We start from the raw sequence: 25,665 nt of genomic DNA, 5'->3' as shown, positions 1-25,665 counted from the left end.
ATGGTCGACTGTCGTCGGCAAATTGGCCCTGCGTGCCCTCACCGGCTCCCCCTGTCGCTGTGGCTCAGCCCCGAGGTATCTGCCCCAGCCACTGTGCTGGATGTGCCTCTTCTCTGAGCCATCCCGGCGCCCGGGGTGGCTGGTCCGTGTGAGGTGGGAAGAACCCAGGGTTAGCGTGGGGGAGCTGTCTGGAAGCGGTGTCATTTTCGGAGCGATCCCTCTCTCCAGCCATCTTGTGACGAAGGTCATATCGCCTTCTTTGGCTCGGAACATGTTGAGGATTCTGACAATTCAGGAGCGGCTTATCGGTGAATTTAGGTGAAACCTAACAACCGTGGTCGCCTGAGGTTTTTGCCTATGGCCCAACCGGTCTGAAAAGTCCTACCTGTGTTTTGCCTGTCTGCGGGTTTCGGAACTGATACCCCTCAATAACAGTTCAATAACAAGTCGGCGCAACGGTTACGGCTAGACATTCCCCGATATGGTTTCGTAACCTGATTGAGACCTTGCGGGGTTGAGGAGAACGGAACTTGAAATCCGGCCTCGATCCCGAGCAAAAGAAACAATAGAAAATGTCTAATCGCGAATCCGTGAACTGAACAAGATCCCTCCCGGGGATCGGATGCAGAACACGATGCGAGCCGGGGAACCACAGTGTTCCTGGGGTGAATTCTCCATGAGGGTCCGATCAGTAGTCAACCGCGCTGATCCGGATGGAATGGGGATAGGGGCCTTCCGCTCCGAATCCGACAGCTAACCCGGCAGACCAACAGGAAGATTTGGAGTTTCATCACATGGGCAAGCACCGTCGCAGCAACCCGAGGGTTACCCGTAACGCCGCTGCAGTTTCCGCAGTCGCACTTGGCACCACCGCCGTTATCACCAACCCCGCTCAGGCTGCTGAGGTTGTCATTCCCAACACCGGTTTCTCCGTTGAGATCGCCGGCATCGAGAACACCCCGGGTCTGAACAACGTTCCCGGTATCGACCAGTGGATCCCCTCCCTGTCCAGCCAGGCTGCACCCGCCGCCTACGCTGCTGTCGTGGAGGCGCCCGCTGCCGTGCAGGCTGCTCCTGCACAGAGCACCGGCCAGGCCATCGTGGATGCTGCACGCTCCAAGATCGGTGCTCCCTACGGTTGGGGTGCCACCGGTCCAAACGCCTTCGACTGCTCCGGTCTGACCTCCTGGGCCTACAGCCAGGTGGGTAAGTCCATCCCCCGCACCTCACAGGCACAGGCTGCCCAGGGCACCCCGGTTGCCTACTCCGACCTGCAGGCCGGTGACATCGTCGCTTTCTACTCCGGTGCCACCCACGTGGGTATCTACTCCGGCCACGGCACCGTGATCCATGCTCTGAACAGCTCCACCCCGCTGTCCGAGCATTCCCTGGACTACATGCCGTTCCACTCCGCGGTGCGTTTCTAACTTTCTCGCGCAGGAAACCCACAGAAAACCCGGTCGATTCCGACCGGGTTTTCTGCTTTCCCCCGCAGTCGCGGATGTCAGCAGTGTCACCGGTCCGATTAACAATTCACCAGCATATTGCAGTAAAGTTATAGATCCGTAATGCTTTACCGGTGCGGGGGATATCGCATCATGAGGAGGTCATGACATGGTTGGACGTCGCTGGGTCACGTTGCTGCTGCCAGGGTTGTTTGTCGCGTCTCTCCTCACCACGCCCGGTGTCGTCCACGGGCAGGAGATGGATGATCTCATCGCGGAGATCGAGCAGGTCTCCCAGGAGGTCTCCGCCCGTAATGAAGAGGTCAAGGCCACGGAGCTGGACATCCAGCTGCGTGAGGACTCGATCAACCAGCTGCGGGATCAGCAGGAGGTTTATCGTCGTCAGGCTGAGGAGGCCACCGCCACCGCCGAGGCCCACCGCGGGGACCTCAAGCGCATTGCGCAGACGAGGTACCGGAGAACGGTCATTGATCCGCTCACCGTGGCCATCTCCGGGGAGAACCCGCAGCACGCCATCGACCGGGTCAGCTATCTCAACTCCCTGACCCGCAGTACCGCAGATGTCATCGATGATCTCACCACCGCCACGGACGAGGCCACGGAGAAACTCGGTGAGGTCAACCGGCTGAAGGCCGAGGCGGATTTCCAGCTCGGGGAGCTGCGGATGCAACTCGAGCAGCAGCTCCGGGAGCGGGAGGAACTGGATCGGAAGAAAGAGGAGATCCAACTGCGGGTGGACAACCTTACGGAGGAGTTGCGTCAGCAGTGGGTGGAGAAGAACGATCCTGTTGCCATTGATGTGGCGGATTTCGCAGCGGGCTCCGGTGGTGCGGTGCAGGCCGCCCTGTCCAAACTCGGTGCGCCCTATGGGTGGGGAGCCGTCGGTCCGGATCAGTTCGACTGCTCCGGGTTGATCTACTGGGCGTTCCAGCAGCAGGGGAAAACCCTGCCCCGTACCTCGCAGGCTCAGATGGAGGGTGGCACACCGGTTGCCCGCGACGAGCTCCAGCCCGGGGATGTCGTCGGCTACTATCCCGGTGCGACTCACGTCGGGCTCTATATCGGTGATGGCAAGATTGTGCATGCCTCGGACTACGGGATCCCGGTTCAGGTGGTATCTGTTGATTCGGCACCGTTTTACGGAGCCCGACGTTATTAACAGCTCCTAATAGCTACCCACAACCGACACCGGTCAGGAGGCCTGCCGTGAATGCCGGCAGCAGACGAAGAACCCTTGTTGTCACCAATGACTTTCCTCCCACGGTCGGCGGCATCCAGTCCTATGTCCGGGACTTCCTGGCCACCCAGGACCCGGATCTGATCACCGTGTTCGCCTCCACCCAGGATGCTCCGGCGGCCACCGCCTTCGATGCCTCCCTGGCCTATGAGGTGATCCGCTGGCCGCGCACGGTCATGCTGCCCACACCCACCACCGCGTATGCCATGGGGGAGATCATCCGTGCCCGGGGGATCGACAACGTCTGGTTCGGTGCCGCAGCACCCCTGGCGCTCATGGCACCCCAGGCGCGTGCGGCGGGTGCGACGAGAATCATCGCCTCCACCCACGGTCATGAGGTGGGGTGGTCGATGACCCCGGGGGCCCGCCAGATGCTGCGCCGCATCGGGGAGCAGGCCGACGTGCTCACCTACATCTCCGATTACACGTTGCGACGCTTCCGCCCCGCCTTCGGTTCCCACCCGCAGTTCGTGCACCTGCCCTCCGGTGTGGACACGGACGTCTACCGCCCGGCCACCGCGCAGGACCGGGTCACTACGAGAATCCGGTGGGGTCTCGCACCGGACACCCCCGTGATCACGTGCATCTCCCGCCTGGTGCCCAGGAAGGGCCAGGATAAGCTCATCCAGGCCATGCCCACGGTGCTCGGTGAACACCCGGATGCGGTCTTGATCATCGTCGGTGCGGGCAGGATCGAACAGCGGCTACGCTCCATGGCACACCCCCTCGGTGATGCCGTCCGCTTCGCCGGGCGCCTGGACCACGCGGAGATGGTAGCCGTCCTGGCGGCCTCCGATATCTTCGCCATGCCGGCCCGGACCCGCGGTGGGGGCCTTGATGTGGAGGGCCTCGGGATCGTCTACCTCGAGGCGCAGGCCTGTGGCGTGCCGGTCATCGCCGGGCAGTCCGGTGGAGCACCGGAGACGGTGACGCCGGCAACCGGGCTGGTGGTGGATGGCCGGGACGTCGACAAGCTCGCTGCGGCGGTGGCCGGGCTGCTGTCGGACGCCGAGGCACGCGCGAACATGGGGCAGGCCGGGCGCCGGCATGTGGAGGAGTCCTGGACCTGGGATGTCATGGGGGCGCGCCTGAGGGAAATACTCTCCTGAGAAACCGTCAGGCCTGCACAATGATGGGACCATGTGGGGCCCTGGCTATACTTTGAGGGTTATTTCCAGTTTTCCAGATGGTGAGGCGTAGAGCAGATGTCACAAGACCCTGACCGTTTCGCGGTCGGTTTCGACATTGGCGGAACCAACATGCGTGCTGGTCTGATCTCCCCGTCCGGTGAGATCATCCGCCAGTTGTCCGCGCCCACCCCCACGACCGCCGGGGAACTGGACTCCGGGATCGTGGAGCTGGTGCGTGCCCTGGGGGAGACCCATCCCATTGATGCGGTCGGTATGGCCGTGGCGGGTTTCCTCGACCCGGCCTGTGAGACTGTCCGCTTCGCCCCCCACCTGCCGTGGCGGGATGCGCCCGTGCGTGCCCACCTGCAGGAGCTGCTGGGTGTGCCGGTCCGCCTGGAGCACGATGCCAACTCCGCTGCGTGGGGCGAATACCGCTTCGGTGGTGCCCAGGGGGTGGACAACTGGGTGCTGCTCGCTATCGGCACCGGGATCGGGGCGGCGCTGATCGCCGACGGGGAGATCTACCGTGGTGCCCACGGCACCGCACCGGAGTTCGGTCATCTCCGCGTTGTACCGGATGGGCGGCCCTGCCCCTGCGGTAAGTCCGGGTGTCTGGAACGCTACTGTTCCGGTACTGCACTGGTGGATTCCGCCCTGGAGTTGTCCACCCGCGGCGGGTTCGGTGACAGCGCACTGTTGGAGGTGATCCGCCGTGACCCGACGGGGCTCAAGGGTGACATGATCACCCGGGCGGCCCGTGAGCGCGATCCGCTCGGTATCGCCGTGATGGAGGAGTTCAGCACCTGGTTGGGGGAGTGCCTGTCCATGGTGGCTGATGTGCTGGATCCGGAACTCATCGTCATCGGGGGTGGTGTGTCCCGGGATACCGACATCTATCTCGAGACCGCCGTCGCACATTTCGCCGGCCGCATCGTCGGGGCCGGTTACCGTCCCCTCGCGCGCGTCGGCACTGCCCAGCTGGGGGCGGATGCCGGGATGATCGGGGTCGCAGACCTCGCCCGCCAGGCGGTCGCGGCACCCTGACAAGCCTGCTTGTCGACGCAACCCCCGCTGGCCCACGACTCGCTGAACCATATCCACGGCAGAAACCGCCCCGTGCAGTAGTCTGAGAACTCGTTGGCAGGGGAGTGCGCTGTGTAGGTTCACAGACTCCCGGGAAAATTGCGGAAAGGTACGTCATACGCCGTGAAGAACAAATGGTACTGGATCTTCAAGAACATCCTCGTCGGCCCGTTTCTCCGCGTATACAACCGCCCCGAGATCGAGGGCCTGGAACACATCCCCGATTCGGGTCCCGCCATCCTGGCGTCCAATCACCAGGCGGTGATGGATTCCTTCTACTTCCCCCTGATGTGCCCACGTCAGATGGTGTTCCCCGCCAAGGCCGAGTATTTCACCACCCCCGGTCTGTCGGGTCGGATCCAGAAATGGTTCGTCACCTCGGTGGGGCAGGTGCCCCTGGACCGCACCGCGGGGGATGCACTGGATTCGCTCCGGTCCACCGCCAGGAAGGTTCTCGATGCAGGGGACCTCTTCGCCATCTACCCGGAGGGCACCCGCTCACCCGATGGACGGATCTACCGTGGCAAGGCCGGCATGGCCGTTGTCGCCCTGGAAACCGGTATCCAGATTATTCCGGTTGCCATGATCGGCAGCCGCAATGCCAACCCGATCGGAACCGTCTTCCCCCGCCCACGGAAGGTGCGCATGCGCGTCGGGGAACCCATTGACCCGGTCGCCTACGTCACCGCGCAGGGACTGGCCCCCGATGACCGCGATGCCGCCCGGGTGCTCACCGACCACGTCATGCAGGTGCTGTCGAAACTGACCGGGCAACCCTATGTCGATGTTTACGCCCAGGACGTCAAGAAATCACTGGCCGCGGGCAAGGGGTACCCGGAGGGGGCCCAGCCCTGATACCCGGCTGTGGAACCCGGCCTGGCTGCTGCCCGGGTTTTTCCTGACTTATTCTTTGATGCGCGTGGACGGTGGGGTACTCTGAGACCGTTGTGGAATCAGTGGAAGAAGCATGATTCCCGTGAGATGTGGCCCCAGCCCGCACCACAGTCGAGTTTTTCCAATAAATATTCTCGGTGGGGTTGAGCCTCCGAGGAGCGCACTTTAGTTGAATAATTCAGGGAACAACCAAAGAACCGTCGCCCGCCCGGCGATCACCGCACCCACCGGTAGGACACGGATGGATTGGCCGGATGTGGCCAAGGGGCTGTCGATCCTCGGTGTGGTCCTCCTGCATGTCACCCTGGCGGTTCCCGGCGCGAAGGACTCGTTCCTGGCGGAGCTCAACCACATTCTCGACCCCCTCCGTATGCCCCTGTTCTTCCTGGTGTCGGGGTTCTTCTCCGTGAAGGTTCTGACCATGACCTTCGAGCAGCTGTTCAAACGCCGACTGTGGTTCTTCCTGGTGCCCTACCTGGTGTGGACCCCCATCGAGTTGTACACCAGTCGTCTCCAGGGGATGGTCTTCCACGGTCATCAGCTGCCCGACTGGTTCTACTACGTGGCCAAGGTGGCCGACAGCACCAATATGTACTGGTTCCTCTACTTCCTGGTGTGGTTCAATCTGCTCCTGTGGGCCACACGGAAGCTGCCGGCGTGGATGATTGTCACCCTGGTCGCGGTGGTGCCCTGGTTGTTCATGCCCATGTTCGGTGACAGTGAGCTGCTGCGCAAGACCATCATCTATCTGCCAGCGTTCTTCATCGGTGTGTATTTCCGGCCCCTGATCACACGTTTCGCGGAGGTGGCCACCCGGCCCAAGGCCGTGGTGCTGGCCGTGGCCGCGTATGTGGCCGCCCTGGGTATCGCCGCGGTGGAGGATGTGTTGATCACCCGTGTTCCGGGCCCCACCCAGCTGTGGTTCATCGGGTTCAAGGACGAGATCGCCCTGCTGCTGGGTGGTGAACTCTCCGCCTTCGCACTCGGACACTTCTCCGGTACGCTCATCCGACTGCTGTCCCTGCCCGCGGGTGTGGCGCTGGCGGTCTGGTTGTCGCGGGCAACCCCGGTGGCCCGTGTGCTGATGTTCCTCGGTCGTCACACGCTGGTGATCTACATCGGGCACGCCCTGGGGTTGACCCTGTTGTTCGGGTTCACGGTGCGCGAGAGGTTCATGGTCATCGACAATGACTCCTCCAATCCGCTGTACTGGACCGGTACCTGGATGGCCATTGCCTTCGCACTGGCCATGGCGGGTGGGTACCTCCTCCACCTGCTCACCCGGGCCCCAGTCCTGAAATGGACCCTGGCCCCACCCAGGCTTCCGGAATCCCGTACCGGGCAGCGGGTGGACACCCCCGAATCCTCCCGCATCACGATAGATGAACACACCATTCCCCGGGCGTAGCAGCAGCACAGCAGTCCTGGTTCTCTCCCGCGCTGAGCACACTGCCCCGGACACCGACGGTGTCCGGGGCAGTGTGTTGTCCCAGGGGGAGCCTGCGCGGTGGCCTATGTGGTGGCCTGCGCGGCGGGCTGCCTGCTGCGGGCTGCTGTGATCACCAGCAGCAGACCAATGGCAGCCGGGGCGATGGTCAGGGGCTCCACCAGGAGATAGCTACCGGCGAGACCCACATGGTCAAACATGTCCCGGTGGTTGAGGGGGAAGTGGGTGTCATAGGACACCTGAACCGGCACCCAGTTGACCAGGGCGATAAAAGCCCAGAGGAAGGCCGAGAACACGCGGCCCCGTGTCAGCAGGAGCACCACCAGGGGGATGAACAGGACCCACATGTAGGCATACACCGTCGGCAGGGCGATGGCGGGCCAGGCGATGGCGATGGTGGCAGACAGGGTGACATCACCTGTGGCGTGGGTGTGGTACACGGCCCAGGCGCCCACCGCGAGGGCGATGACCACCCAGATTATCATGATGACGGGGGAGTCGCTGATCCAGCGGGCCAGGAAACCGGCGAGGGAGGCATTGTCCGCCCCATCGTGGACGGTGGTCTGGACGTCGAGAAGCGTGGACCGCCCGGATGGCGCGAGCAGCCAGCCCACCACCCACAGCACCACCGCGGTGAGGGCGGCGGTGACCGCGGCGCGCACCCGACGCTGCAGGAACAGCGCGACGATGATGAGCACCGGCCAACCCGTGATCCCGGCGGTCAGGCCCGTCAACAGACCACGGGGGAGGACGGAGCGGGGGGCGACCAGATCAGTGAGGATGAGGGCGAGGACCACCAGCGTCAGGGAACCCATCTGGAGCGCGGACTGCACCGGTTCGGAGAGCAGCGCGATGGTCAGGGCTACGGCGATGGTGAAGGCGGTGGGAACCCGGTTGGCCAGCCGCTGGACAATCACCACGGCACACCAGATGAGGGACACGATGTTGAGGGCACCGATCACCCACAACGCCACCAGGTTGTCGGTGCGCAGGGGTTCGGTGACCAGATAACCGAAACTGGTCAGGTCGAGGCCGTCGAGGACCGCCCGGGGATACTGGATGAGACGGACATTGCCATTCTCCCCCTTGTACCAGGCGTTGATGGCCAGGTAGGCGGACACCACCAGCAGGGTGACGGTGAGCGCCGGGTTGACACCCCGCGCGTCGGTGGTGGGGGCCTTGTCGACGGACGCCTTGTCGACGGCTGCGTGCCCCGGTACTGGCTGCCCCGGTACTGGCTGCCCCGTCCCCAAGACCCGCGGATTGACCAGACAGACGATGACGGTCGCGATGGCCACCACCACATACGAGCTGCCCGAGGGGTGCAGGAGCAGGGGCCACGCCGGGGCCGCCTCGGAATCAAAGGGCATGTTCCAGAAGGTGGGGATGAGCATCGGGACGGTGGTGACCAGCGCCATCGTCAATGAGGTCGCCGCGGTGCGTGGCGCGGAATCACGCTGGGACCACGCGCCCGCCGCGAAACCGAGGGTGATCGGGATCAGCCACACCCAGTGGTGGGACCAGGACACCGGAGAACACAACAGGGCGATCAGCGAGTTGAGCAGCACCGTGCCGTGCACCGAGCCGGCCCGGAGCACCCGGACCATCGCGATGGTGACACCGATGAGCACCAGGACGACCGAGGCCATCCAGATCAGTTCCACCACGTCCTGGCGCTCGTGCATGAGGCGACTGAACATGCCACGGATCGACTGGTTGGTGATATAGGACAGGTTGCCGATGCGGCTGGGATCGCTGAGCGTCTCGGTCCAGTACTGCACGGAACTGGACGGCAGCAGGGCGAAGGCGAGGAGGGTGAAACCCACACCCGAGGCGATCGAGGTGATGGCACCCTTCCAATCCCGTTTCACCAGGAAATACAGTCCGAAGACCGCCGGGGTGAGTTTGATGGCGGCGGCCAGTCCGATCCAGAAACCCCGTGGCAACCAGGGTTTGCGGGTGAAGGTGTCCATGAGCACCAGGGTCATGAGCAGGATGTTGATCTGACCGAATTGGAGGGTCTGGTTCACCGGCTCGGTGAACAGGGCCGCGGGGAGGATGAACAGCGCGAACAGGCGGGAATCGTAGGTGGAGATCCCCCGGATCACGCGCCGCAGCACGATGGCGATGCACCACCACATCAGCACCGCGGAGAGCAGCGTGAGCAGAACCCCCATGGTGCTGCTGGGAACGAGCAGGAGAGGGGTGAACACTACCGCGGCGATCGGCGGGTAGGTGAACGGAAGCTGGATGCCTCCCACCACATAGTCCTGTTCATAGAGATTGAGGCCGTCGAGAAAGGCCTGTGCACCCGCCCGGTAGACATCAGAATCGATGTGGTAGAAGAAGATGAAGGATTCGATCGCGCGGACATTGAACACGACCGGCCACAGGGCCGCTGCGGTGGCGATGGATGCCGCCCAGATCAATGCCAGACGCAGATGCAGGTTCCTGATCCAGGACGCGCCGGGGGAGGCACCCGGCGCGGTAGTGTCAGCCGGAGCGGAACCGGTGGGAGGGGGAGTGGGGAATCTGGTGATATCGGCTTTGTCGCCGTGGGAAACGTGATCGCCTTGCATTCTGAAGAATTCTAGTAGGTGGGGGACAGGTTGCCCTAAGCGTCGCGGAAGCAACCCACCCGTTTGTGGCCCTCACATCAGATGGGTCCGGTGGGAACGGACCGGGTTCCCACGCGGGGTGGTGTCGGGGTTACGATTGGGAGCAGAAAACACCATCGAGCAGTGAGGGGCCACGGTCACCGTGCGCTATTTTTATGACACCGAGTTCATCGAGGATGGACGCACGATTGAGCTGGTATCCATCGGTATCGTCGCGGAGGACGGTCGGGAATACTATGCGGTATCCACCGGTTTCGACGGATCCAGGGCCAACACCTGGGTGAGGAACAATGTGCTCAACCAGCTTCCCAACCCCTCGTCCGGGGTGTGGCGTTCCCGCGACATCATCCGGGATGAGGTCTTTGATTTCCTCACGGCCGGGGCCGGGAAGACTGAGCTCTGGGCCTGGGTGGGGGCTTATGATCACGTGCTGCTCGCGCAGCTGTGGGGCGATATGACCGCGCTTCCCCGTGAGCTTCCCCGTTACACCAGGGAGCTGAAGCAGTACTGGGAGATGGCGGGGCGACCGAGCCTGCCTGAGATTCCCAACGGCAATCACGACGCGCTTATCGACGCCCGCCACAACCTCGCCAAGTTCCGGGTCTGCATGCAGGCACTACCCCTGGGAGCGGACAACCGGGTGCAGGACTAACCCAACCTGACGCATTTCCCCGGAATAATAAGCCTGGTGCAGCACACTCCTTTTCATGTAAAAGGTCTCAGGCGTGCTATGAATAGGGGTGTGAGTTGGACAGTTGATATCCCCAAGGAAGTTCTCCCGGATCTGCCGCCCCTGCCCGAGGGCATGAACGAGCAGTTCCAGGACACCATCGCCCGTGACGCCAAGCAGCAGCCCACCTGGGACCGTGCCCAGGCCGACAACGTGCGCCGTATCCTCGAATCGGTTCCTCCGATCGTGGTGGCCCCTGAGGTCATCGAGCTGAAGAAGAAGCTCGCAGATGTGGCCAACGGCAAGGCATTCCTGCTCCAGGGTGGTGACTGCGCCGAGACCTTCGAGTCCAATACCGAGCCCCATATCCGGGCCAATATCAAGACTCTCCTCCAGATGGCCGTGGTGCTCACCTATGGTGCCTCCACACCCGTCATCAAGATGGCCCGTATCGCCGGCCAGTACGCCAAGCCACGGTCCGCCGATCTGGATGCCAACGGTCTGCCAAACTACCGCGGTGACATCGTCAACGGTGTGGAAGCCACACCGGAGGCACGCCGGCATGACCCCGCGCGCATGATCCGCGCCTACGCCAACTCCTCCGCCGCCATGAACCTGGTGCGTGCCCTGACCAGCTCCGGGACCGCCAACCTCTACCGCCTCAGTGACTGGAACCGCGAGTTCGTCGCCAACTCCCCCGCCGGTGCGCGCTATGAGGCGCTCGCCCGAGAGATCGACTCCGGTCTGCGCTTCATGGAGGCCTGTGGCGTGTCCGATGAATCCCTGCGCACCGCGGAGATCTACTGCTCCCACGAGGCTCTCCTCGTGGATTATGAGCGCTCCATGCTGCGCCTGGGTGAGGATGAAAACGGTGAGCAGGCCCTCTATGATCTCTCTGCACACCAGCTGTGGATCGGTGAGCGCACCCGTGGCATGGATGATTTCCACGTCAATTTCGCCGCCATGATCGCCAACCCGGTGGGCATCAAGATCGGCCCGGGCATCACACCCGAGGAAGCCGTGGCCTATGCCGATAAACTGGACCCCAACTTCGAACCGGGTCGCCTCACCATGGTTGCCCGCATGGGTCATGACAAGGTCCGTTCCGTGCTCCCCGGTGTCATCCAGGCTGTGGAGGCTTCCGGTCACAAGGTCATCTGGCAGTCCGACCCCATGCACGGCAACACCTTCACCGCCTCCAATGGTTACAAGACCCGTCACTTCGACAAGGTCATCGATGAGGTGCAGGGATTCTTCGAGGTCCACCGCGCACTGGGCACCCACCCGGGTGGTATCCACATTGAATTCACCGGTGAGGATGTCACCGAATGCCTTGGCGGTGCAGAGGACATCACCGACGTGGATCTGCCGGGCCGTTATGAGTCCGCCTGCGACCCCCGTCTGAACACCCAGCAGTCCCTTGAACTGTCCTTCCTCGTGGCGGAGATGCTGCGTAATTAGGCTCACGTCCTTCCCCCAGATCCAACTCTTCCCCCCTCGGTCCGCGCGGCCCGAGGGGTGACAAAAGGGGCGGGGTGGGGATTCCCATCATGGAATCCCCACCCCGCCCCTTTTGTGCGTCACCGCACGGCTGCCGCCGGGTCACGGGGAACAGGATGGACATCCGGGATGACAGCCAGGATGGTGGGCCTGGCCTCACCTGTGGGAACACGCTGGAAGAACCGCAGGCTCAGTGCCGTGGTGATCAACAGTGCCAGGGACACCCAGGTGTAGTCGGAGATGAGCAGCTTCTCGAATCCCCCGAGCGCATGAACGTCCACCCCGTCACGTCCGAACCACCACTTCGGGGGCAGGATCAACAGCAGCACCGTGAGGAACCCACCGCTGTAGAGCAGGACCTTCGGTCGGTGCGGGTGCAACCAGAAACGGAGGAGGAAGACCAGGGCCCACAACGGTAGCCAGATCCAGTGGTGGGACCAGGAGATCGGGGAGATCAACAACATGACCATCGCGTTGACCATGACAGCCTCCACCCGCAGACCACGGATGAACAGGTGGTGCATCAGCACGGCGGCGGCACCGATGGTGATCAGTGAGGTCAGGATCCACAGCACGCCCGGCAGGGCGGAGGCCTCGGCCGCCTCCGGGGACATCCACCAGCGGTAGATCATGGCCTGCAGGGAGCTGTTGGACTGGAACACCGTGCTCACCCCGGACTCCCCGGTGGCGTTGAGGTCGAGGAGGGTGTTGAGGAAGAACTCCCTGGTTTCCCGCCAGGAGATGAGCGCACCGATACCCGTGAACACCAGGGCGGAGCCCACCGCGGTGAGGATCCCCCGGACATCACGTTTGACCAGGAAGTAGAGCAGCATCGCCAGGGGTGTGAGTTTGATGGCAGCCGCCAGGCCGATGAACACACCCCGGGGGATCCTCCTCCGGATTGGGAGGAGGTCGTAGATCACCAGGGTGACAATGAGGATGTTGATCTGACCGAGGTCGGCATTCAACCAGACCGGTTCGGTGAAGAGGACAACCGGCCAGGCCACAGCCGCGATGGTGAAGGCAGCCAACTGATCCCGTCCACCCATGACCTCATTGGACACCATGTAGAGGCAGGCCAGCAGCAGCAGGGAGGATACCGCCACGATGAGGTTGCCGGCGAGTTCCACGGTGAGGAAGTCGAAATACCCGAACGGTGCGAACAGGGCTGCTCCGATGGGCGGGTAGATGAACGGCAGGGAGACATCACCCATGTCGAAGGGGGCGGCATACAACGGCTCACCGTTGACCAGGGCCTCACCGCCGAGGACGTAGACAGCGGTGTCGATACGCCAGTTCAGCTGTTCGATGAGGATCTTATTAGCCACCAGTCCGGCGGCAACCCCCAACACGGACACCAGCGTCAGGGCGTGACGGAGGCCGAACTCGAACGTGGCCTCCCCGGGCGCCGGGGTGGGGTGGTCGGGGTGGTCATCTGTACTCACCGGTGTTTGAGATCCTTCCCGTGGGAGGTGGTGTCCCCTGGGGAGACCACCACTATGAGCATCACCGGGGTCACCCCGGTGATGCATAACTTACTGATCATATTGGCCCTGCGGGGGGAGCATTTAATCGCCCCGGTCCTCCGGAGGTGTCACACCCCGGCACCTGTCCGGTCGCCGAGTCCCCCGCGCCGGGCCAGCAACTGGCGCATCACCCGGGCCGATGGTCGGGCGGATCATCAGATGCACCACCACGAGGAGGGAGAACCACAGATAATGGGTCGCCAGGAGGTGCGCGATCGGTGACCAGGAGAACTCGGTCCCCCCGGAACTGGGGAGGAACATGTGGAAGGCACCGATGGTCTGGGCGAACACCGCCCACCCGGCCAGGAACCGGTGGCCGGTGAACCAGAGACAGATCGCCAGGGGGCCGAGCCACACCCAGTGGTGGTGCCAACTCACCGGGGAGCACAACAGGGAGATCAGCGCGACCAGGGAGACGGCCAGCAGATGGTGGAGGCGGGTATCCCCGGAGTGCAGAACCCGGATCACCGCGACGGACACCATGGTGATCACGATGATGACGGACACTCCCCAGAGCACCGGGGTTATCTCCAGGTCGGGGAAGCGTGCCAGCAGTCCCCGGATGGAGACGTTCTTGGCGTACCAGGGTTCACCGATCCGGTCGGAGGAGAAGAGTGTCTGAGTCCAGTACGTGACCGAGACCCCCGGGTTGATCATCCAGGTGAGGCTGGTGGCACCGAGGAATCCGACCCCCATGCCGATCAACCCGGCTGGTTTCCTCCTCATGATCCACACGATGAGGAAATATAACCCGAACACCAGGGGGGTGAGTTTGATGGCGGCGGCCACACCGGTGAGCAACCCGAGGGGAACCCGGGGGAACAGCCTGCCCACATCGAGGATCACCAGGGCCAACAGGACGGTGTTGATCTGGCCGAGGTCGAGTGTGCTCAGCACGGGCAGGCTGCAGATCAACACCACCAGGATGACGGCCATCCGGGCAGGGCGTCCATCTGTGGGCACAGCCTGCGTGAGGGTGCGGGCGACCAGCCACACCATCGCCACCGAGACCAGGGTGAACACCCGTTCCGTGGCGGTCTGTCCGATCGCCTCGGTGAGCAACCACAACGGGGTGAACACCACCGCACCGAAAGGCGGGTAGGTGAAGGGCAGGCCCTCATTCCGGGTGGGGAAGAAGGTGCCGTAGAGATCGGTTCCCCTCCAGAAATGTTCGGCCCCCTGGATATAGACGTGCATATCCAGCAGGTACCGCCACCGCAGGTCCGTATCCAGGGACACACCAACCGTCACAGCGGCGATGACCATCCAGGACACCAGCACTGCCCACCGACCACCTGAGTTCACATCGACGGGCACTTAGAGAGCTCTCACTTCCACTTCGCTGCCGGCCGGAACCGCGGAGCGTGCACGCGGGGACTGGGTCAGGATCCGGTCATCGTCGTCATTGCCGTCGGCCACCAGGGTCAGCCCGATGTCCTCAAGGTAGTCGCGGGCATCGTCGACGCGGCGACCGAGCAGGCTCGGCACCTCCACTTGCCCGGCGAGCCCCAGTCTGACCTGGGGGTCGGCGGGGTTGATGAGTTCCCCGGCCTCGGGTGAGATGGCGACCACGGTGTCCGCGGTGCGCGCGGCCTCGTCTGGGACGGAGCTTGTCGACGCCACCGTCACCCCGGCCTCAGCCAGGGCCTCCAGTGCCTCATCCTCCCGCAGCCCCAGAACGTCGGGAACCTCGATGGCATTGGACACCCGCAGCACGATCTCGTCTCCCCGGCTGACCTCGGAGGCGATGTCGGGGGAGGTCGCAAACACCCGGCCACGGGGGGTTTCGGGATCGAAGGCCTCCTCCACCCGTTCGACGTTGATGCCGGCGTTCTCCAGTACGCGGGTGGCCTGATCCACCCCCATGCCCGAGACATCAGGGATGACCACGGGAGCGGGGCCACGGCTCAGGTGCACCTGCACATGGGAACCGATATCCAGGTCGGTGCCGGGCGGAGGGGTGGTGGATGCCACCTGCCCCTCCGGGATGTCATCGGAATATTCACCCGGTGCGTCCACCCACACGAAGGTGCGATCCTCCAGGGCGGAACGGACGGTTTCCACGGATCGGTCCTCGCCGAGATCCGGTACAACGGGACGCCCCTGGGAGACGAGGATGGTGACATCCTCGCCGCGAGGAAGGCGCTCACCAAAAGACGGATCGGTCCCGATGATCGATCCGGCGGGCACCTCGTTGTGATAGCGGGTGTCGGTCACGGGGATGAACCCGGCTTCCTCCACCACGGCCACCGCCTGGTATTCCTCCAGGCCGAGGACCTGGGGGATATCACCGTAGCGCCCGGAACCAAACCACCACCCGCCGATTGCCACACCGGCGATGAGAAGGGTGATCAGGGCTATCCACACCGCCAGTTTCGCCTTCGACCGGTTGGTCACCGGTTGGATGTCCAGCTGTTCAGATGCGGGGGCCGAGCCTCCCTCCGGTTGGAGGGCGGTCTCGGGCCGGGGCGCCGGCGGTGGGGGTTCCGGCACCGGTACCGGAATGCCTCCGGGGGGTTCCGGGTGGGCGGGCAGGATGGAGGTCTCATTGCTGTTGGGATCGGCCTGCAGGGGGATCACCGAGGTGTCGTCCGCGTGGTGGACCTGGGGTAGGTGGGTGGTGAACATGTCGGTGGGTTGGGCCTCCGGGACCGCGGCGTCGGCGCGGTTGGCCGCGGAGGACACCGGTGCGGGGACCTTGAAGCCGGGCAGGTTGAGTTCACGTGCGACATCCTCCATGGCGGTCAGGAACTCGGAGGCATCACTGAAACGGTCCTCGGGGTTGAGGGCTGTCGCCGTGGCCACCAGGGCGTCCACGAGTGAGGGGATGCCGTCGATAAGCGAACTCGGCGCGGGGACGACCTCGGTGAGGCGGGCATAGGCGTGGTCCATGTCATCGGCCCCGTCGAAGGGGGTTGTGCCGGTGAGCAGCTCGAAGAGCACGATGCCGGCGGAGTACACATCACTGGCGGGACCGATCTCAGTGCCCTCGACCTGTTCGGGGGAGAGGTAGGCGACGGTGCCCACGATCTTGTCATCCCTGGACTGCCCGGCGGAAGCGGCGCGCACCAGACCGAAATCCGAGAGTTTGACCCGGTGGTCACGGGTAATCAGCACATTGTCGGGTTTGATGTCGCGGTGGACCATACCGGCCCGGTGGGCTGCGGTCAGCCCGGTGAGCACCCCGCGCATCACCCCGATCGCGGCGTGGGGAGGCATGGGGCCACGCTCGGCCAGCAGTTCACGCAGGGTGCCACCCGTGATGAGCTCCATGACGATGAAAGCGTGGTCACCGGAGGAGGAGAAGTCGAACACATTGACCAGATTGGGGTGGGAGAGCTGAGCCATGGAGCGGGCCTCCCGGCGGAAACGCTGGCGGAACACCGGATCGTTGACATAGGCGGCGTCCATGACCTTCACGGCCACGGAACGGCCCAGGCGGAGGTCGATACAGCGGTACACCGTTGACATCCCACCCCGCGCAATGGGGGTTTCAATCCGGTACCTGTCCTCTAAAACGTCCCCGACCCTCAAATTCACCATGGCAACCAGTATGAATCAACGGGCGTGAAAAGTGGTAGTGACAACCCCTGACACCACCGCGCACTTCACTGATGGGGCACAGAGACGCTAGATTGAACCTGTGAGTTCAAAACACGTATCCCGAGATGTCCTGCCTGCCGATGAACCCCTGCTGACCCTGCCGGAGGTGGCTGACCGCCTGGGCATTGTGGTCACCAAGGTGATGGACCTGCTCAATGACCACAAGGTCATCGCCGTGCAGCGCGATGGTGTCCGTTATATTCCGGAGGCCTTCTTCAGCAGGAAGAAGGACAACACCAACCGTTTCATCCCCGGTGTCATCGCCCTGCTGGCCGATGGCGGTTACACCGACGAGGAGATCCTGACCTTCCTGTTCACCCCGGATGACACCCTGCCCGGTCGTCCCATTGACGCCCTGCACGGACACCTGGCCCGCGAGGTCATGCGTCGCGCACAGGCCATGGCTCTGTAACGGGCACTGCCGGCAGTTTCCCGACAGCACCGACGGCGCCCACCTCCTGTCCACGGCATCCCCGTGGAGCGGAGGTGGGCGCCACTGGTTTTGGGTCCCACTACGGGTGCCTTACCTGCTGTCCACAGGATCAGGTGCGGCTGCCCTGAGTGGTTTCTCCTCGAAGATCACCAGCACTGCGAGCCATCCCAGCACCAGACCGGTGATCACCATGGGGATATTGAACAGTTGGTGGTTGCCACTGCCGGTGAACATGATCGCGACGAATACCGACGCGCCGGCCGACAACCTGATCAACCACAGTGGCGGGCGGAACGTCCCCAGCAGGGAGATCAGACTGGCGTAGTACCACGGCAGGGTGACCGAATTGAACACGAATGCCACCGCATAGGCGGCCGTAGTGCCCATGACCGCGCGTCGGGCATTCTGACGGAACAGCCACCAGCACACCACCAGGCCGATGAGCATGATCACCATGGATATGGTGCGTAGAACACCCACGACGGCGTTGTAGTTGAAATCATCGGTGAAGACACCGGCCACCATGGACACCAGGCCCGCGATGAGGGAGGGGAACGCCAGTGGGTTGATCACCTTGGAATTGCCACTGATCTCACTGATCCAGCCCCAGGAAGCCCCGGAGGCCCAGGTGATGGTGCTGACCACCACGCCGGTGATGAACACACCCACCGCACCCGTGGCGAAGAACGCCAGCAGTTGCTGCCCGGGGGTGGGGGAGGAGGCTTCGGAGGAGGCCTCGGTAGCTGCGGGGGAGGTGGGGCCGGTGAGGCTGGTGTGGCGGTGGGCCAGCACCCCCGCCAGTTGGTGCATGCCGATCCAGACCACGAACGGCAGGGCGATGGCCGCCGTGGCCTTGAGTGAGACCGCCACGGCGATGAGCGCCACGCCGAGGACGAAGCGACGTTTGAGAGCCAGGAGCAGACCCACGCTGACCATGCCCACCATCATGGATTCGTTGTGCATCCCGCCGATCATGTGGATGATCATCACGGGGTTGGCCACGCCCAGCCAGAGGGCCACGGCACGGTCGGCACCGAAATGACCGGCGATCGCGGCAACCGCCCAGGCGATGGCCACGAAACCGGCGGTGGAGAGGATCTTGTAGGCGAACACGCCGGCGGTGACATTATCGCCGACGATCGTGGTGACCATCTCGCCGATCCACAGATGCAGCGGACCGTAGGGCGTGGTGGTGTTACGCCAGTCGTGGGAGACCTCCAGCAGCATGGGGCCGGGGTTGACGGCGGCCCCCTCGGTGTAGGGGTCGAACCCGTCGCGAAGCATCGCGCCCTGCATCAGGTAGGAATACACATCCCGCGACATCATCGGCGCGGCCAGCAGGAGCGGCCCCACGGTGACGTACAGCGTGCGTTTGACCAACGCGGTGCGCTTGTCGACGTCGATACGCCCCAGGAACAACACCCGACCGAGCACCACCCAGGACACGATCAGCAGCACGGTGCCCACAAACAGCACGGTGTTGGAGATACCCTGTCCGTGCCCGTAGGAGAAGAACCCCAGTCCCAGTGCCTCCAGGATCCCCCCGCGGTAACGGATGGCTCCGCCACCATAGGACCCGAGGGTGAGGGCGACGGCGGCGATCGCACCCAGAACCACCGGGTTGGTGAGCCTCCGGGTCAGTTTCGATGTTGTCATAGGGGTGGAGGTTACATCCTGCGTTCGGTAGCTCTGATAGCCAGGTGACGCAGCTGCTCGCGTACCTCATCCGGGATGCCTGCGATCTCCAGGTGTGCCAGCCCCGAGGCGGTGAGCCGGGAGATGTGCTCCTCCACCTCATCCTCGGCACCGGTGGCCCGGATGAGTCCGGCGATCCGGGTGATCTCCGCCGGGTCGGTGACCTTCCCGATGGCCGACCGGATGGCGGCTGCAGCCTCCGGATCTTCAGCATCGGCGCGCTGGAGTGCCAGGGCGAGCAGAACGGTGCGTTTGCCCTCACGGATGTCGTCGCCCGCGGGCTTCCCGGTGACCGCCGGGTCCCCGAACACACCGAGCAGATCATCCCGGAGCTGGAAGGCGATACCGATGTCGCGGCCGTAGTTGCGCAATGCGTCGATAAGCTCCGGGGCCCCACCCGCCAGAGATGCGCCCAGATGGAGGGGGCGTTCGATGGTGTATGCCGCGGTCTTGAAACGGTTGACGGAATTGGCCAGCTCGACGGACTCGCTGGCCTGGGCTTCGAGGTAGATATCCAACAGTTGACCGCCGATGACCTCCGTGCGCATCCCGCGCCAGGCATCGCGGGCGCGGGCCAGGGCTGCGGCGGACAATCCGGAATCCTGAAGCATGTCCTCGGCCCACACCAGCGCCATGTCACCAGCGAGAATCGCCACCGACTCACCGAAGTGCGCGGCATCACCCTCCAGGCCGACAGCTCCGTGCATTGACTCCACCGCACGGTGGACGGTGGGTGCTCCACGACGGGTGTCCGAGGAATCGATGATGTCATCGTGGATCAGGGCACAGGCCTGGATGAATTCCAGGCTGGCTGCTGCATCCAACACAGCGTTGATGTCCTCGGAACTCCTCCCCGGGCCCTGCGCCGCCACGAAACCCGCCCAGACATAGAGGGGACGGATCCGCTTGCCACCGTTGAGCACAAAGTCCCGTAGATAACTGAGGGCCTCAGTCACCGGCCCCCCGATCGCAACCACGTTAGCGGCCCGGTCATCCAGGAAACGGGTGAGTCGTTCACGTACAACATCCGGAATCTGATCGAGGTCGACATTGTGGTCATGTGCTGTGCTCAAAGGGAGTCCTTCCCCAAAATAGTGGTGGCAGCGGTGGCAGGTGCAGGGGGCATGAAAACCGGGGCGCGTTCACTCCCTGACCATCTACATAACATAAGATACCCAGGCATGTCCTCAACAAACATCTCAGCCTCGTCCCAATGGTCGATCAGCGAGGTGCTCAAGCGCCCGGTTCCGGGCCGGGTGCCCTTCTCCGTTGAATTCATGCCCCCGCGCGATGATGCCGCGGAGAACAGGCTCTACCGTGCCGCCGAGGTGTTCCATGACCTCGGGGCGTCGTTTGTCTCTGTCACCTACGGAGCCGGGGGTTCCACCCGGGAGCGTACCGCCCGCGTGGCCCGGCGTCTGTCCCGGCAGCCGCTGACCACCCTGGTCCACCTTACCCTGGTGGATCACACCATCGCGGAGCTCCAGGAGATCCTCCGTGGTTATGCGGAGCTCGGGCTGACCAACCTCCTGGCACTGCGGGGGGATCCGCCCGGTGACCCCCTCGGCGAGTGGGCTACCTCCGAGGGAGGCATGTCCTATGCCCTGGAGCTGATTGAGATGATTAAGAACAGTCCGGAATTCTCCCACTTCGATATCGGTATTGCGTCCTTCCCGGAGGGGCACTACAGGGCCGGATCACTGGAGAATGACACCCGGTACACCCTCGCCAAGCTGCGGGCGGGTGCGGAGTACTCCATCACCCAGATGTTCTTCGATGTGGAGGATTTCCTCCGGCTCCGGGACCGGTTGGTGGCAGCGGACCCCATCCATGGGGCCAAACCCATCATCCCGGGTCTGATGCCAATCACCAGTCTGCGCTCCGTCCGTCGCCAGGTTGAGCTCTCCGGCTCCACACTTCCGCGGGCACTGGAGGAGAAGCTCCTCCGGGCGGCCAATGGTGATGAGGAGGCCAACCGCAATGAGATCCGCAAGGTGGGCATTGAAACCACCTCGGAAATGGCGGAACGTCTGATTGCGGAGGGCGTGCCCGACCTGCACTTCATGACCCTGAACTTCACCCGCGCCACCCAGGAGGTTCTGCACAATCTCGGTATGGCACCCGCCTGGGGTGCTGAACACGGGCACGACGCGGTGCGTTAGCCCAACTCCATAGTGTTCAATCATCCAGGGGCAGATCGGCATGTAGAACTGCGAACTCCCTCTGGTCACCGTCGAAGCGGAAATGCCGCAACAGATCACGGAAACCCAGTGAGCGGTAGAGACCGAAGGCGTTGTTCGCCTCCTCATCGACCTCCGGGGTGGATAACACCGCGTGCTGCGCCGGGGTGCCCTCCAGCAGGGCATACATCATCTTCCGGCCAATCCCCCGACCCTGGTGTCCGGGCATGACGTGGACCTCCGCGACCTCAAAGTAATCCTGCAGAATCGCGATCTCCTCCGGGGATGGTCCACCCCGTTCCCGCAGACCACGCCGGAGCTGATGCTGCCACCAGTGGTCCTGATCGCCCCGGAATCCATAGGCGATGCCGATGACCCGTCCGTCCAGCAGCGCACATACGGCGGTGAACCCGAGATTCATCGAATTGCGCCGCCACACATTGATACGGGCATCCCGGATGGCGGGATCGTAGTTCATGGCGGTGATGTAGATGTCGACCAGTACGGGGACATTCACCGAGAATTCCTGGGGGTTTAATCTGCGGATCGTTAGAGACACATCACCATCCAACCATGAGTGCCCCGGGCTTGTGTCAGGTCCCGGAAACGAACACCCGCAGACACCGGCTGGGGCGGGAGGAGACCCAGGGAATGTCTCCGGAACTTCAGTGTGAACGCGATACCGGATGTGCGAACACCATTGACCACTTAGAAAGTGTGTTCTAAAATGGAATCATCATGTCCAGCCCGGCGCCTATGGTGCCAGGTATTCGAAACACAGTGGCAGAAAGTGGTGTCCCAACGGAAGGAAGTGGATTCGATGGGTGAGGTCATCTCCGCGACCACACGGTTTGCCCGCCAGGGTGGCAAGTCGGTGGAGTTCCTGGCCAAGGCGAGGGTTCTTCTCGCGGAGGCGCAGCAATGTCGCCGGGAGGGGGACCTTGTGCTGGCGCTGGAATACGCCTACCAGGCAGCCCTCCGTACGGCGGGTGCGGTGTTCGCCAACAGCGCTGAAGTGTCCAGGAAGCGCCCGCCCCGTGGTGCCTGGGAGCGTTTGCGTCTGGTCGGGGATGAGGCTGCCGCCTGGGCGGATGAGCTCTCCACCTACTCCCGCGTACGTTCCCGGGCCGCGAGTGGGCTGGACGTTGCACTCACCGACGCCATGGTGGATAAGTTCATGACGCGTGTGGGGGAGTTCCTCTCCGAGGCGGAGGAGGGGGCCGGATGGTTCCCTGCAGTTGCCTGATCATCCTCCCCTTGTCTGGGGGTGTTTATCAAGATCACTTCTCACCCGCGTTTCGGGAAATAGTTCACAGTGGGGTGGAAAAGCGACGGAGGTCGCAGGGAAATGGCGGTTTTCCGGGCCTTTACCTCGTCTTTTTGTGGTATCGGCTACCTGGGGGCGACCACCGCCACCGTTGGATGAGTGTGGGCCGTCGACGGGATTACGTACTGGTTCCGATGCATTGGCGCAACAGGGAACATTCCGGATAATCTGGACGTTAACAGGTCAGAAGGAAAAGATCTCTACAACCCCCGGGAGGACATCATGTCGCTTTCAGAGCAGGAGCAGAGGGCGCTGCGCGAAATTGAACAGGCTCTCATGGCGGATGATCCGAAATTCGGAAAGTCCGTGACGGGTGAAAATACACTGGCAGGTGGCGGTCTCACCCTCCGTGGAATTGCACTCTTTGTTGTAGGTCTAGTTTTGCTTGTGGCCGGCGTTGCACTGAGCCAGCAGACCCTGTGGTTCTCTGTGCTCGGTGTCGTGGGCTTCCTTGTCATGTTCGGTTCCGGCGTGTGGATGCTCCGCGGGGGCGGTGGGTCTGACAAGATCTCCCTCTCTCCACGGGGTGGTGGCGTGCCATCCGGTCCGTCCGGTGGATCCTCCCTCGGAGACAAGATGGAAGAGAATTTCCGTCGTCGTTTCGAGGGTAGGTAACATCTGATTCACCTCTCCTGACCCCAGGGGCAAGTTCCAAGCAGATCTGACTTCAGAGGCCCGGTTGACCAGAAATGGTCGGCCGGGTCTTTGCCGTGTGTCAGATTACGCGCCGACCCTCCACAGTTCCCACTTTCCCCCACATTCCCCACCACTTGACGGAGCCTGTTACTTCACTGGGAATTTACTGGCGAATTGAGGGGCATAACACCAGGTTGCTGCCAGTTTTCATAGGTGATGCCACCTCCGCTGGTCGAGTTTCACCGCTGTTATTAATGGGACTAAAGGGATTCAAGTTGCACTTGAGGGTTAGGGGCGGGCGTCGACACGAAGCGGGCCCCACTTTTCTTTTTAGGGGTTGACCAGGGGGTATGGAATCACGGTGGGGGAGGGGTATGGCAACACTTGATACGTGTGGGGGAAAGTGGGGTAATGTGGGGCGCATCGGTGGACTGTGGTCCGGGATGCCGGGCAGCAGAACACCGTAGAGACAAACTGATACGACTGATGTGGCTTCACCTTTGGTCGGAGAGTTCGCGGAGGGGGTGCGGAGGATGTTCCTCGGTACCTACACACCGAAGCTCGATGACAAAGGCAGATTGACCCTCCCGGCCAAGTTCCGCGACGAACTTACCGGGGGACTGGTGGTGACAAAAGGTCAGGATCACAGTCTCGCGGTCTACCCGAAGGAGGAGTTTGCAGCACGTGCCCGCAAGGCAGCTGCAGTCTCCCGGACTAGTCCCGAGGCACGTGCGTTCATCCGCAACCTTGCGGCAAGTGCAGATGAACAACGACCGGATGCCCAGGGCCGCATCACCCTGTCGGTCGGGCACCGTTCCTATGCGGGCCTGACCAGGGAATGTGTGGTCATCGGATCAGTAGATTTTCTCGAAATTTGGGACGCACAGGCTTGGGCCACGTACCAAGAGGAGACGGAAGCTGCATTCGCCGCGGCCGAGGATGATGTTCTCGACGGGTTCCTGTAGTGGAAAACCTCCGACCGCACGGGCATGGAGCGCGTGTAAGGACTCTGCTCGAGGAGTCAGCTCTGGTGTACTTCCCCGACATCAGATCGACACCTCGAGTGGGGCCCTGTACGCACTCCGTGATTGAGAAAGACGGACTGCGTGACTAACGGGTTAGACTGTCGCGCAGTTTTTTTGTCCACGAACGTGGGTACGAGTTGACAGTTCACGAGCCAGCCGGGAAAGGGGGACAGCCACCATGGATGACTACTCCATTGCGGGAAACCACGGGCACGTTCCAGTGATGCGGGACAGGATGGCCGCGCTCATCGCCGACCATGTCCGGGAGATGGGGGACCGGGCCGTCATCGTCGACGCCACCCTCGGCGCCGGGGGTCATGCCGAACATTTCCTCACCGTCTTCCCCGAGGCACATGTCATCGGCCTGGACAGGGACGAAAACGCACTCCGGGATGCCGGGGAGCGTCTGGCACGTTTCGGGGACCGCTTCCTCGGGGTGAAGACACGTTTCGACGGTCTGTCCCAGGTCCTGGCGACCGGGGAGGGGGACATCCTCGACCTGGCGCGGAAGGAGGGTATCTCCGGTGCCCTGTTCGATCTCGGTGTGTCCTCCATGCAGCTGGACCAGGTCGAGCGCGGTTTCGCCTACCGCACCGATGCGCCCCTGGACATGAGGATGGATCCCACCCAGGGCATCACCGCCGCCGACATCCTCAACACCTACTCCCACGGTGACATCGCCCGGGTGCTCAAGACCTACGGTGACGAGCGTTTCGCGGGCAAGATCGCCTCCGCGGTGCTCAAGGAACGCGAGAAGGAACCGTTCACCACCTCCGCGCGTCTGGTGGAACTGTTGTATGACACCATCCCGGCCGCGACCCGCCGTACCGGCGGACACCCGGCGAAACGAACCTTCCAGGCTCTGCGCGTGGAGGTCAACCGGGAATTGGAATCCCTGAGCAATGTCCTCCCCCAGATCACCGATGCCCTCAACGTCGGTGGCCGGGCGGTGTTCATGAGTTACCAGTCGCATGAGGACAAACTGGTCAAGAGATTCTTCACGGAACTGACCACCTCCAAGACACCACCGGGACTGCCGGTGGACCTGCCGGGGACGGCACCGCGTTTCCGCCAGGTCACCCGAGGGGCGGAAACCGCCTCCGAGGCCGAGATTGAAGAAAACCCCCGTGCTGCGCCGGTGAAGGTGCGCGCGATCGAACGGATCGCTGAGCACACCGAGAACACGGAGAACTAG

General features: G+C 63.2%; 21 protein-coding genes and 1 riboswitch. Of the genes, 14 read left to right on the top strand and 7 right to left on the bottom strand.

Going from position 1 to position 25,665, the window contains the following annotated elements:
• The first annotated feature begins 606 nt into the window (after nucleotides 1-606).
• Nucleotides 607-782, top strand: a riboswitch (cyclic di-AMP (ydaO/yuaA leader).
• A 12-nt stretch (nucleotides 783-794) separates the two neighbouring features.
• From CE_RS10330 to CE_RS10305, 6 genes are all read left to right on the top strand, one after another.
• Nucleotides 795-1,427 (top strand): C40 family peptidase, encoded by a 633-nt coding sequence (locus CE_RS10330; protein ID WP_006768082.1) that lies wholly within the window; start codon nucleotides 795-797, stop codon nucleotides 1,425-1,427.
• Nucleotides 1,428-1,614: 187 nt separating this feature from the next.
• Complete coding sequence (locus tag CE_RS10325) at nucleotides 1,615-2,625, top strand: NlpC/P60 family protein (protein WP_006768081.1); 1,011 nt, start codon at nucleotides 1,615-1,617, stop codon at nucleotides 2,623-2,625.
• A gap of 47 nt (nucleotides 2,626-2,672) precedes the next feature.
• Nucleotides 2,673-3,812 carry a glycosyltransferase family 4 protein gene (locus CE_RS10320; RefSeq protein WP_006768080.1) on the top strand — a complete coding sequence of 380 codons (1,140 nt, stop codon included), beginning with the start codon at nucleotides 2,673-2,675 and terminating at the stop codon, nucleotides 3,810-3,812.
• Between the two features lie 96 nt (nucleotides 3,813-3,908).
• Nucleotides 3,909-4,877: an ROK family protein gene (locus CE_RS10315; RefSeq protein WP_006768079.1), complete on the top strand. Its 969-nt coding sequence runs from the start codon at nucleotides 3,909-3,911 to the stop codon at nucleotides 4,875-4,877.
• 162 nt (nucleotides 4,878-5,039) lie between these two features.
• A complete protein-coding gene (locus CE_RS10310) occupies nucleotides 5,040-5,771 on the top strand; it encodes a lysophospholipid acyltransferase family protein (protein ID WP_006768078.1) in 732 nt (243 codons plus the stop codon).
• Between the two features lie 208 nt (nucleotides 5,772-5,979).
• Nucleotides 5,980-7,218, top strand: coding sequence for an acyltransferase family protein (locus tag CE_RS10305; protein WP_011075744.1), 1,239 nt, complete (start codon nucleotides 5,980-5,982; stop codon nucleotides 7,216-7,218).
• A gap of 104 nt (nucleotides 7,219-7,322) precedes the next feature.
• Here CE_RS10305 and CE_RS10300 read toward each other — a convergent pair whose 3' ends face one another.
• Nucleotides 7,323-9,836 (bottom strand): glycosyltransferase 87 family protein, encoded by a 2,514-nt coding sequence (locus CE_RS10300; RefSeq protein ID WP_006768076.1) that lies wholly within the window; start codon nucleotides 9,834-9,836, stop codon nucleotides 7,323-7,325.
• A 181-nt stretch (nucleotides 9,837-10,017) separates the two neighbouring features.
• Between CE_RS10300 and CE_RS10295 the strand changes: the two genes are divergently transcribed.
• Both CE_RS10295 and CE_RS10290 read left to right on the top strand, forming a co-directional pair.
• Complete coding sequence (locus CE_RS10295) at nucleotides 10,018-10,527, top strand: polyadenylate-specific 3'-exoribonuclease AS (protein ID WP_006768075.1); 510 nt, start codon at nucleotides 10,018-10,020, stop codon at nucleotides 10,525-10,527.
• Nucleotides 10,528-10,617: 90 nt separating this feature from the next.
• Nucleotides 10,618-12,006, top strand: coding sequence for a class II 3-deoxy-7-phosphoheptulonate synthase (locus CE_RS10290; RefSeq protein WP_035108849.1), 1,389 nt, complete (start codon nucleotides 10,618-10,620; stop codon nucleotides 12,004-12,006).
• A 119-nt stretch (nucleotides 12,007-12,125) separates the two neighbouring features.
• Here the strand turns inward: CE_RS10290 and CE_RS10285 are convergent, their stop codons facing one another.
• From CE_RS10285 to pknB, 3 genes are all read right to left on the bottom strand, one after another.
• On the bottom strand, nucleotides 12,126-13,490 hold the full coding sequence (locus tag CE_RS10285; protein WP_006768073.1) for a glycosyltransferase family 87 protein: 1,365 nt from the start codon (nucleotides 13,488-13,490) through the stop codon (nucleotides 12,126-12,128).
• 123 nt (nucleotides 13,491-13,613) lie between these two features.
• Nucleotides 13,614-14,888, bottom strand: a complete 1,275-nt coding sequence (locus CE_RS10280) for a glycosyltransferase 87 family protein (protein ID WP_011075741.1) — start codon at nucleotides 14,886-14,888, stop codon at nucleotides 13,614-13,616.
• Nucleotides 14,889-17,114, bottom strand: coding sequence for a Stk1 family PASTA domain-containing Ser/Thr kinase (gene pknB, locus CE_RS10275; RefSeq protein WP_006768071.1), 2,226 nt, complete (start codon nucleotides 17,112-17,114; stop codon nucleotides 14,889-14,891).
• A gap of 100 nt (nucleotides 17,115-17,214) precedes the next feature.
• Between pknB and CE_RS10270 the strand changes: the two genes are divergently transcribed.
• Complete coding sequence (locus tag CE_RS10270) at nucleotides 17,215-17,586, top strand: Rv2175c family DNA-binding protein (RefSeq protein ID WP_006768070.1); 372 nt, start codon at nucleotides 17,215-17,217, stop codon at nucleotides 17,584-17,586.
• Between the two features lie 111 nt (nucleotides 17,587-17,697).
• On the opposite strand, the gene CE_RS10265 is transcribed toward CE_RS10270, so the two are convergent.
• Complete coding sequence (locus CE_RS10265; RefSeq protein ID WP_006768069.1) at nucleotides 17,698-19,263, bottom strand: alpha-(1->6)-mannopyranosyltransferase A; 1,566 nt, start codon at nucleotides 19,261-19,263, stop codon at nucleotides 17,698-17,700.
• An 11-nt stretch (nucleotides 19,264-19,274) separates the two neighbouring features.
• Complete coding sequence (locus tag CE_RS10260; protein WP_006768068.1) at nucleotides 19,275-20,375, bottom strand: polyprenyl synthetase family protein; 1,101 nt, start codon at nucleotides 20,373-20,375, stop codon at nucleotides 19,275-19,277.
• Nucleotides 20,376-20,483: 108 nt separating this feature from the next.
• On the opposite strand from CE_RS10260, the gene metF reads away from it, so the two are divergent.
• Nucleotides 20,484-21,464 carry a methylenetetrahydrofolate reductase [NAD(P)H] gene (metF, locus tag CE_RS10255; RefSeq protein WP_006768067.1) on the top strand — a complete coding sequence of 327 codons (981 nt, stop codon included), beginning with the start codon at nucleotides 20,484-20,486 and terminating at the stop codon, nucleotides 21,462-21,464.
• A 16-nt stretch (nucleotides 21,465-21,480) separates the two neighbouring features.
• Here metF and CE_RS10250 read toward each other — a convergent pair whose 3' ends face one another.
• The gene (locus CE_RS10250) at nucleotides 21,481-22,041 is read right to left on the bottom strand and encodes a GNAT family N-acetyltransferase (RefSeq protein ID WP_006768066.1); all 561 of its coding nucleotides are present in this window, start codon (nucleotides 22,039-22,041) and stop codon (nucleotides 21,481-21,483) included.
• Nucleotides 22,042-22,302: 261 nt separating this feature from the next.
• Here CE_RS10250 and CE_RS10245 point away from each other — a divergent pair, with 261 nt between their 5' ends.
• The 4 genes from CE_RS10245 to rsmH all read left to right on the top strand — a co-directional run bounded on the left by CE_RS10245 (nucleotide 22,303) and on the right by rsmH (nucleotide 25,665).
• Complete coding sequence (locus CE_RS10245; RefSeq protein ID WP_006768064.1) at nucleotides 22,303-22,728, top strand: SAV_6107 family HEPN domain-containing protein; 426 nt, start codon at nucleotides 22,303-22,305, stop codon at nucleotides 22,726-22,728.
• A gap of 303 nt (nucleotides 22,729-23,031) precedes the next feature.
• Nucleotides 23,032-23,424 carry a DUF3040 domain-containing protein gene (locus tag CE_RS10240; RefSeq protein ID WP_035108958.1) on the top strand — a complete coding sequence of 131 codons (393 nt, stop codon included), beginning with the start codon at nucleotides 23,032-23,034 and terminating at the stop codon, nucleotides 23,422-23,424.
• 554 nt (nucleotides 23,425-23,978) lie between these two features.
• A complete protein-coding gene (gene mraZ / locus CE_RS10235; RefSeq protein WP_035108956.1) occupies nucleotides 23,979-24,410 on the top strand; it encodes a division/cell wall cluster transcriptional repressor MraZ in 432 nt (143 codons plus the stop codon).
• Nucleotides 24,411-24,648: 238 nt separating this feature from the next.
• Complete coding sequence (gene rsmH / locus CE_RS10230; protein WP_006768061.1) at nucleotides 24,649-25,665, top strand: 16S rRNA (cytosine(1402)-N(4))-methyltransferase RsmH; 1,017 nt, start codon at nucleotides 24,649-24,651, stop codon at nucleotides 25,663-25,665.

The sequence above is a fragment of the Corynebacterium efficiens YS-314 genome (genome assembly GCF_000011305.1).
GTDB classification, from domain to species: domain Bacteria; phylum Actinomycetota; class Actinomycetes; order Mycobacteriales; family Mycobacteriaceae; genus Corynebacterium; species Corynebacterium efficiens.
The sequence above is the reverse complement of the archived record's forward strand: the minus strand, read 5'-3'. Positions and strand labels throughout refer to the sequence as shown.

Coding starts and splice junctions, on each gene's coding strand:
- CE_RS10325 (WP_006768081.1), top strand. CDS start 1,615: ATGGTTGGACGTCGCTGGGTCACGTTGCTGCTGCCAGGGTTGTTTGTC.
- rsmH (WP_006768061.1), top strand. CDS start 24,649: ATGGATGACTACTCCATTGCGGGAAACCACGGGCACGTTCCAGTGATG.
- CE_RS10240 (WP_035108958.1), top strand. CDS start 23,032: ATGTCGCTTTCAGAGCAGGAGCAGAGGGCGCTGCGCGAAATTGAACAG.
- CE_RS10330 (WP_006768082.1), top strand. CDS start 795: ATGGGCAAGCACCGTCGCAGCAACCCGAGGGTTACCCGTAACGCCGCT.
- CE_RS10300 (WP_006768076.1), bottom strand. CDS start 9,836: ATGCAAGGCGATCACGTTTCCCACGGCGACAAAGCCGATATCACCAGA.
- metF (WP_006768067.1), top strand. CDS start 20,484: ATGTCCTCAACAAACATCTCAGCCTCGTCCCAATGGTCGATCAGCGAG.
- CE_RS10265 (WP_006768069.1), bottom strand. CDS start 19,263: ATGACAACATCGAAACTGACCCGGAGGCTCACCAACCCGGTGGTTCTG.
- CE_RS10315 (WP_006768079.1), top strand. CDS start 3,909: ATGTCACAAGACCCTGACCGTTTCGCGGTCGGTTTCGACATTGGCGGA.
- pknB (WP_006768071.1), bottom strand. CDS start 17,114: ATGGTGAATTTGAGGGTCGGGGACGTTTTAGAGGACAGGTACCGGATT.
- mraZ (WP_035108956.1), top strand. CDS start 23,979: ATGTTCCTCGGTACCTACACACCGAAGCTCGATGACAAAGGCAGATTG.
- CE_RS10245 (WP_006768064.1), top strand. CDS start 22,303: ATGGGTGAGGTCATCTCCGCGACCACACGGTTTGCCCGCCAGGGTGGC.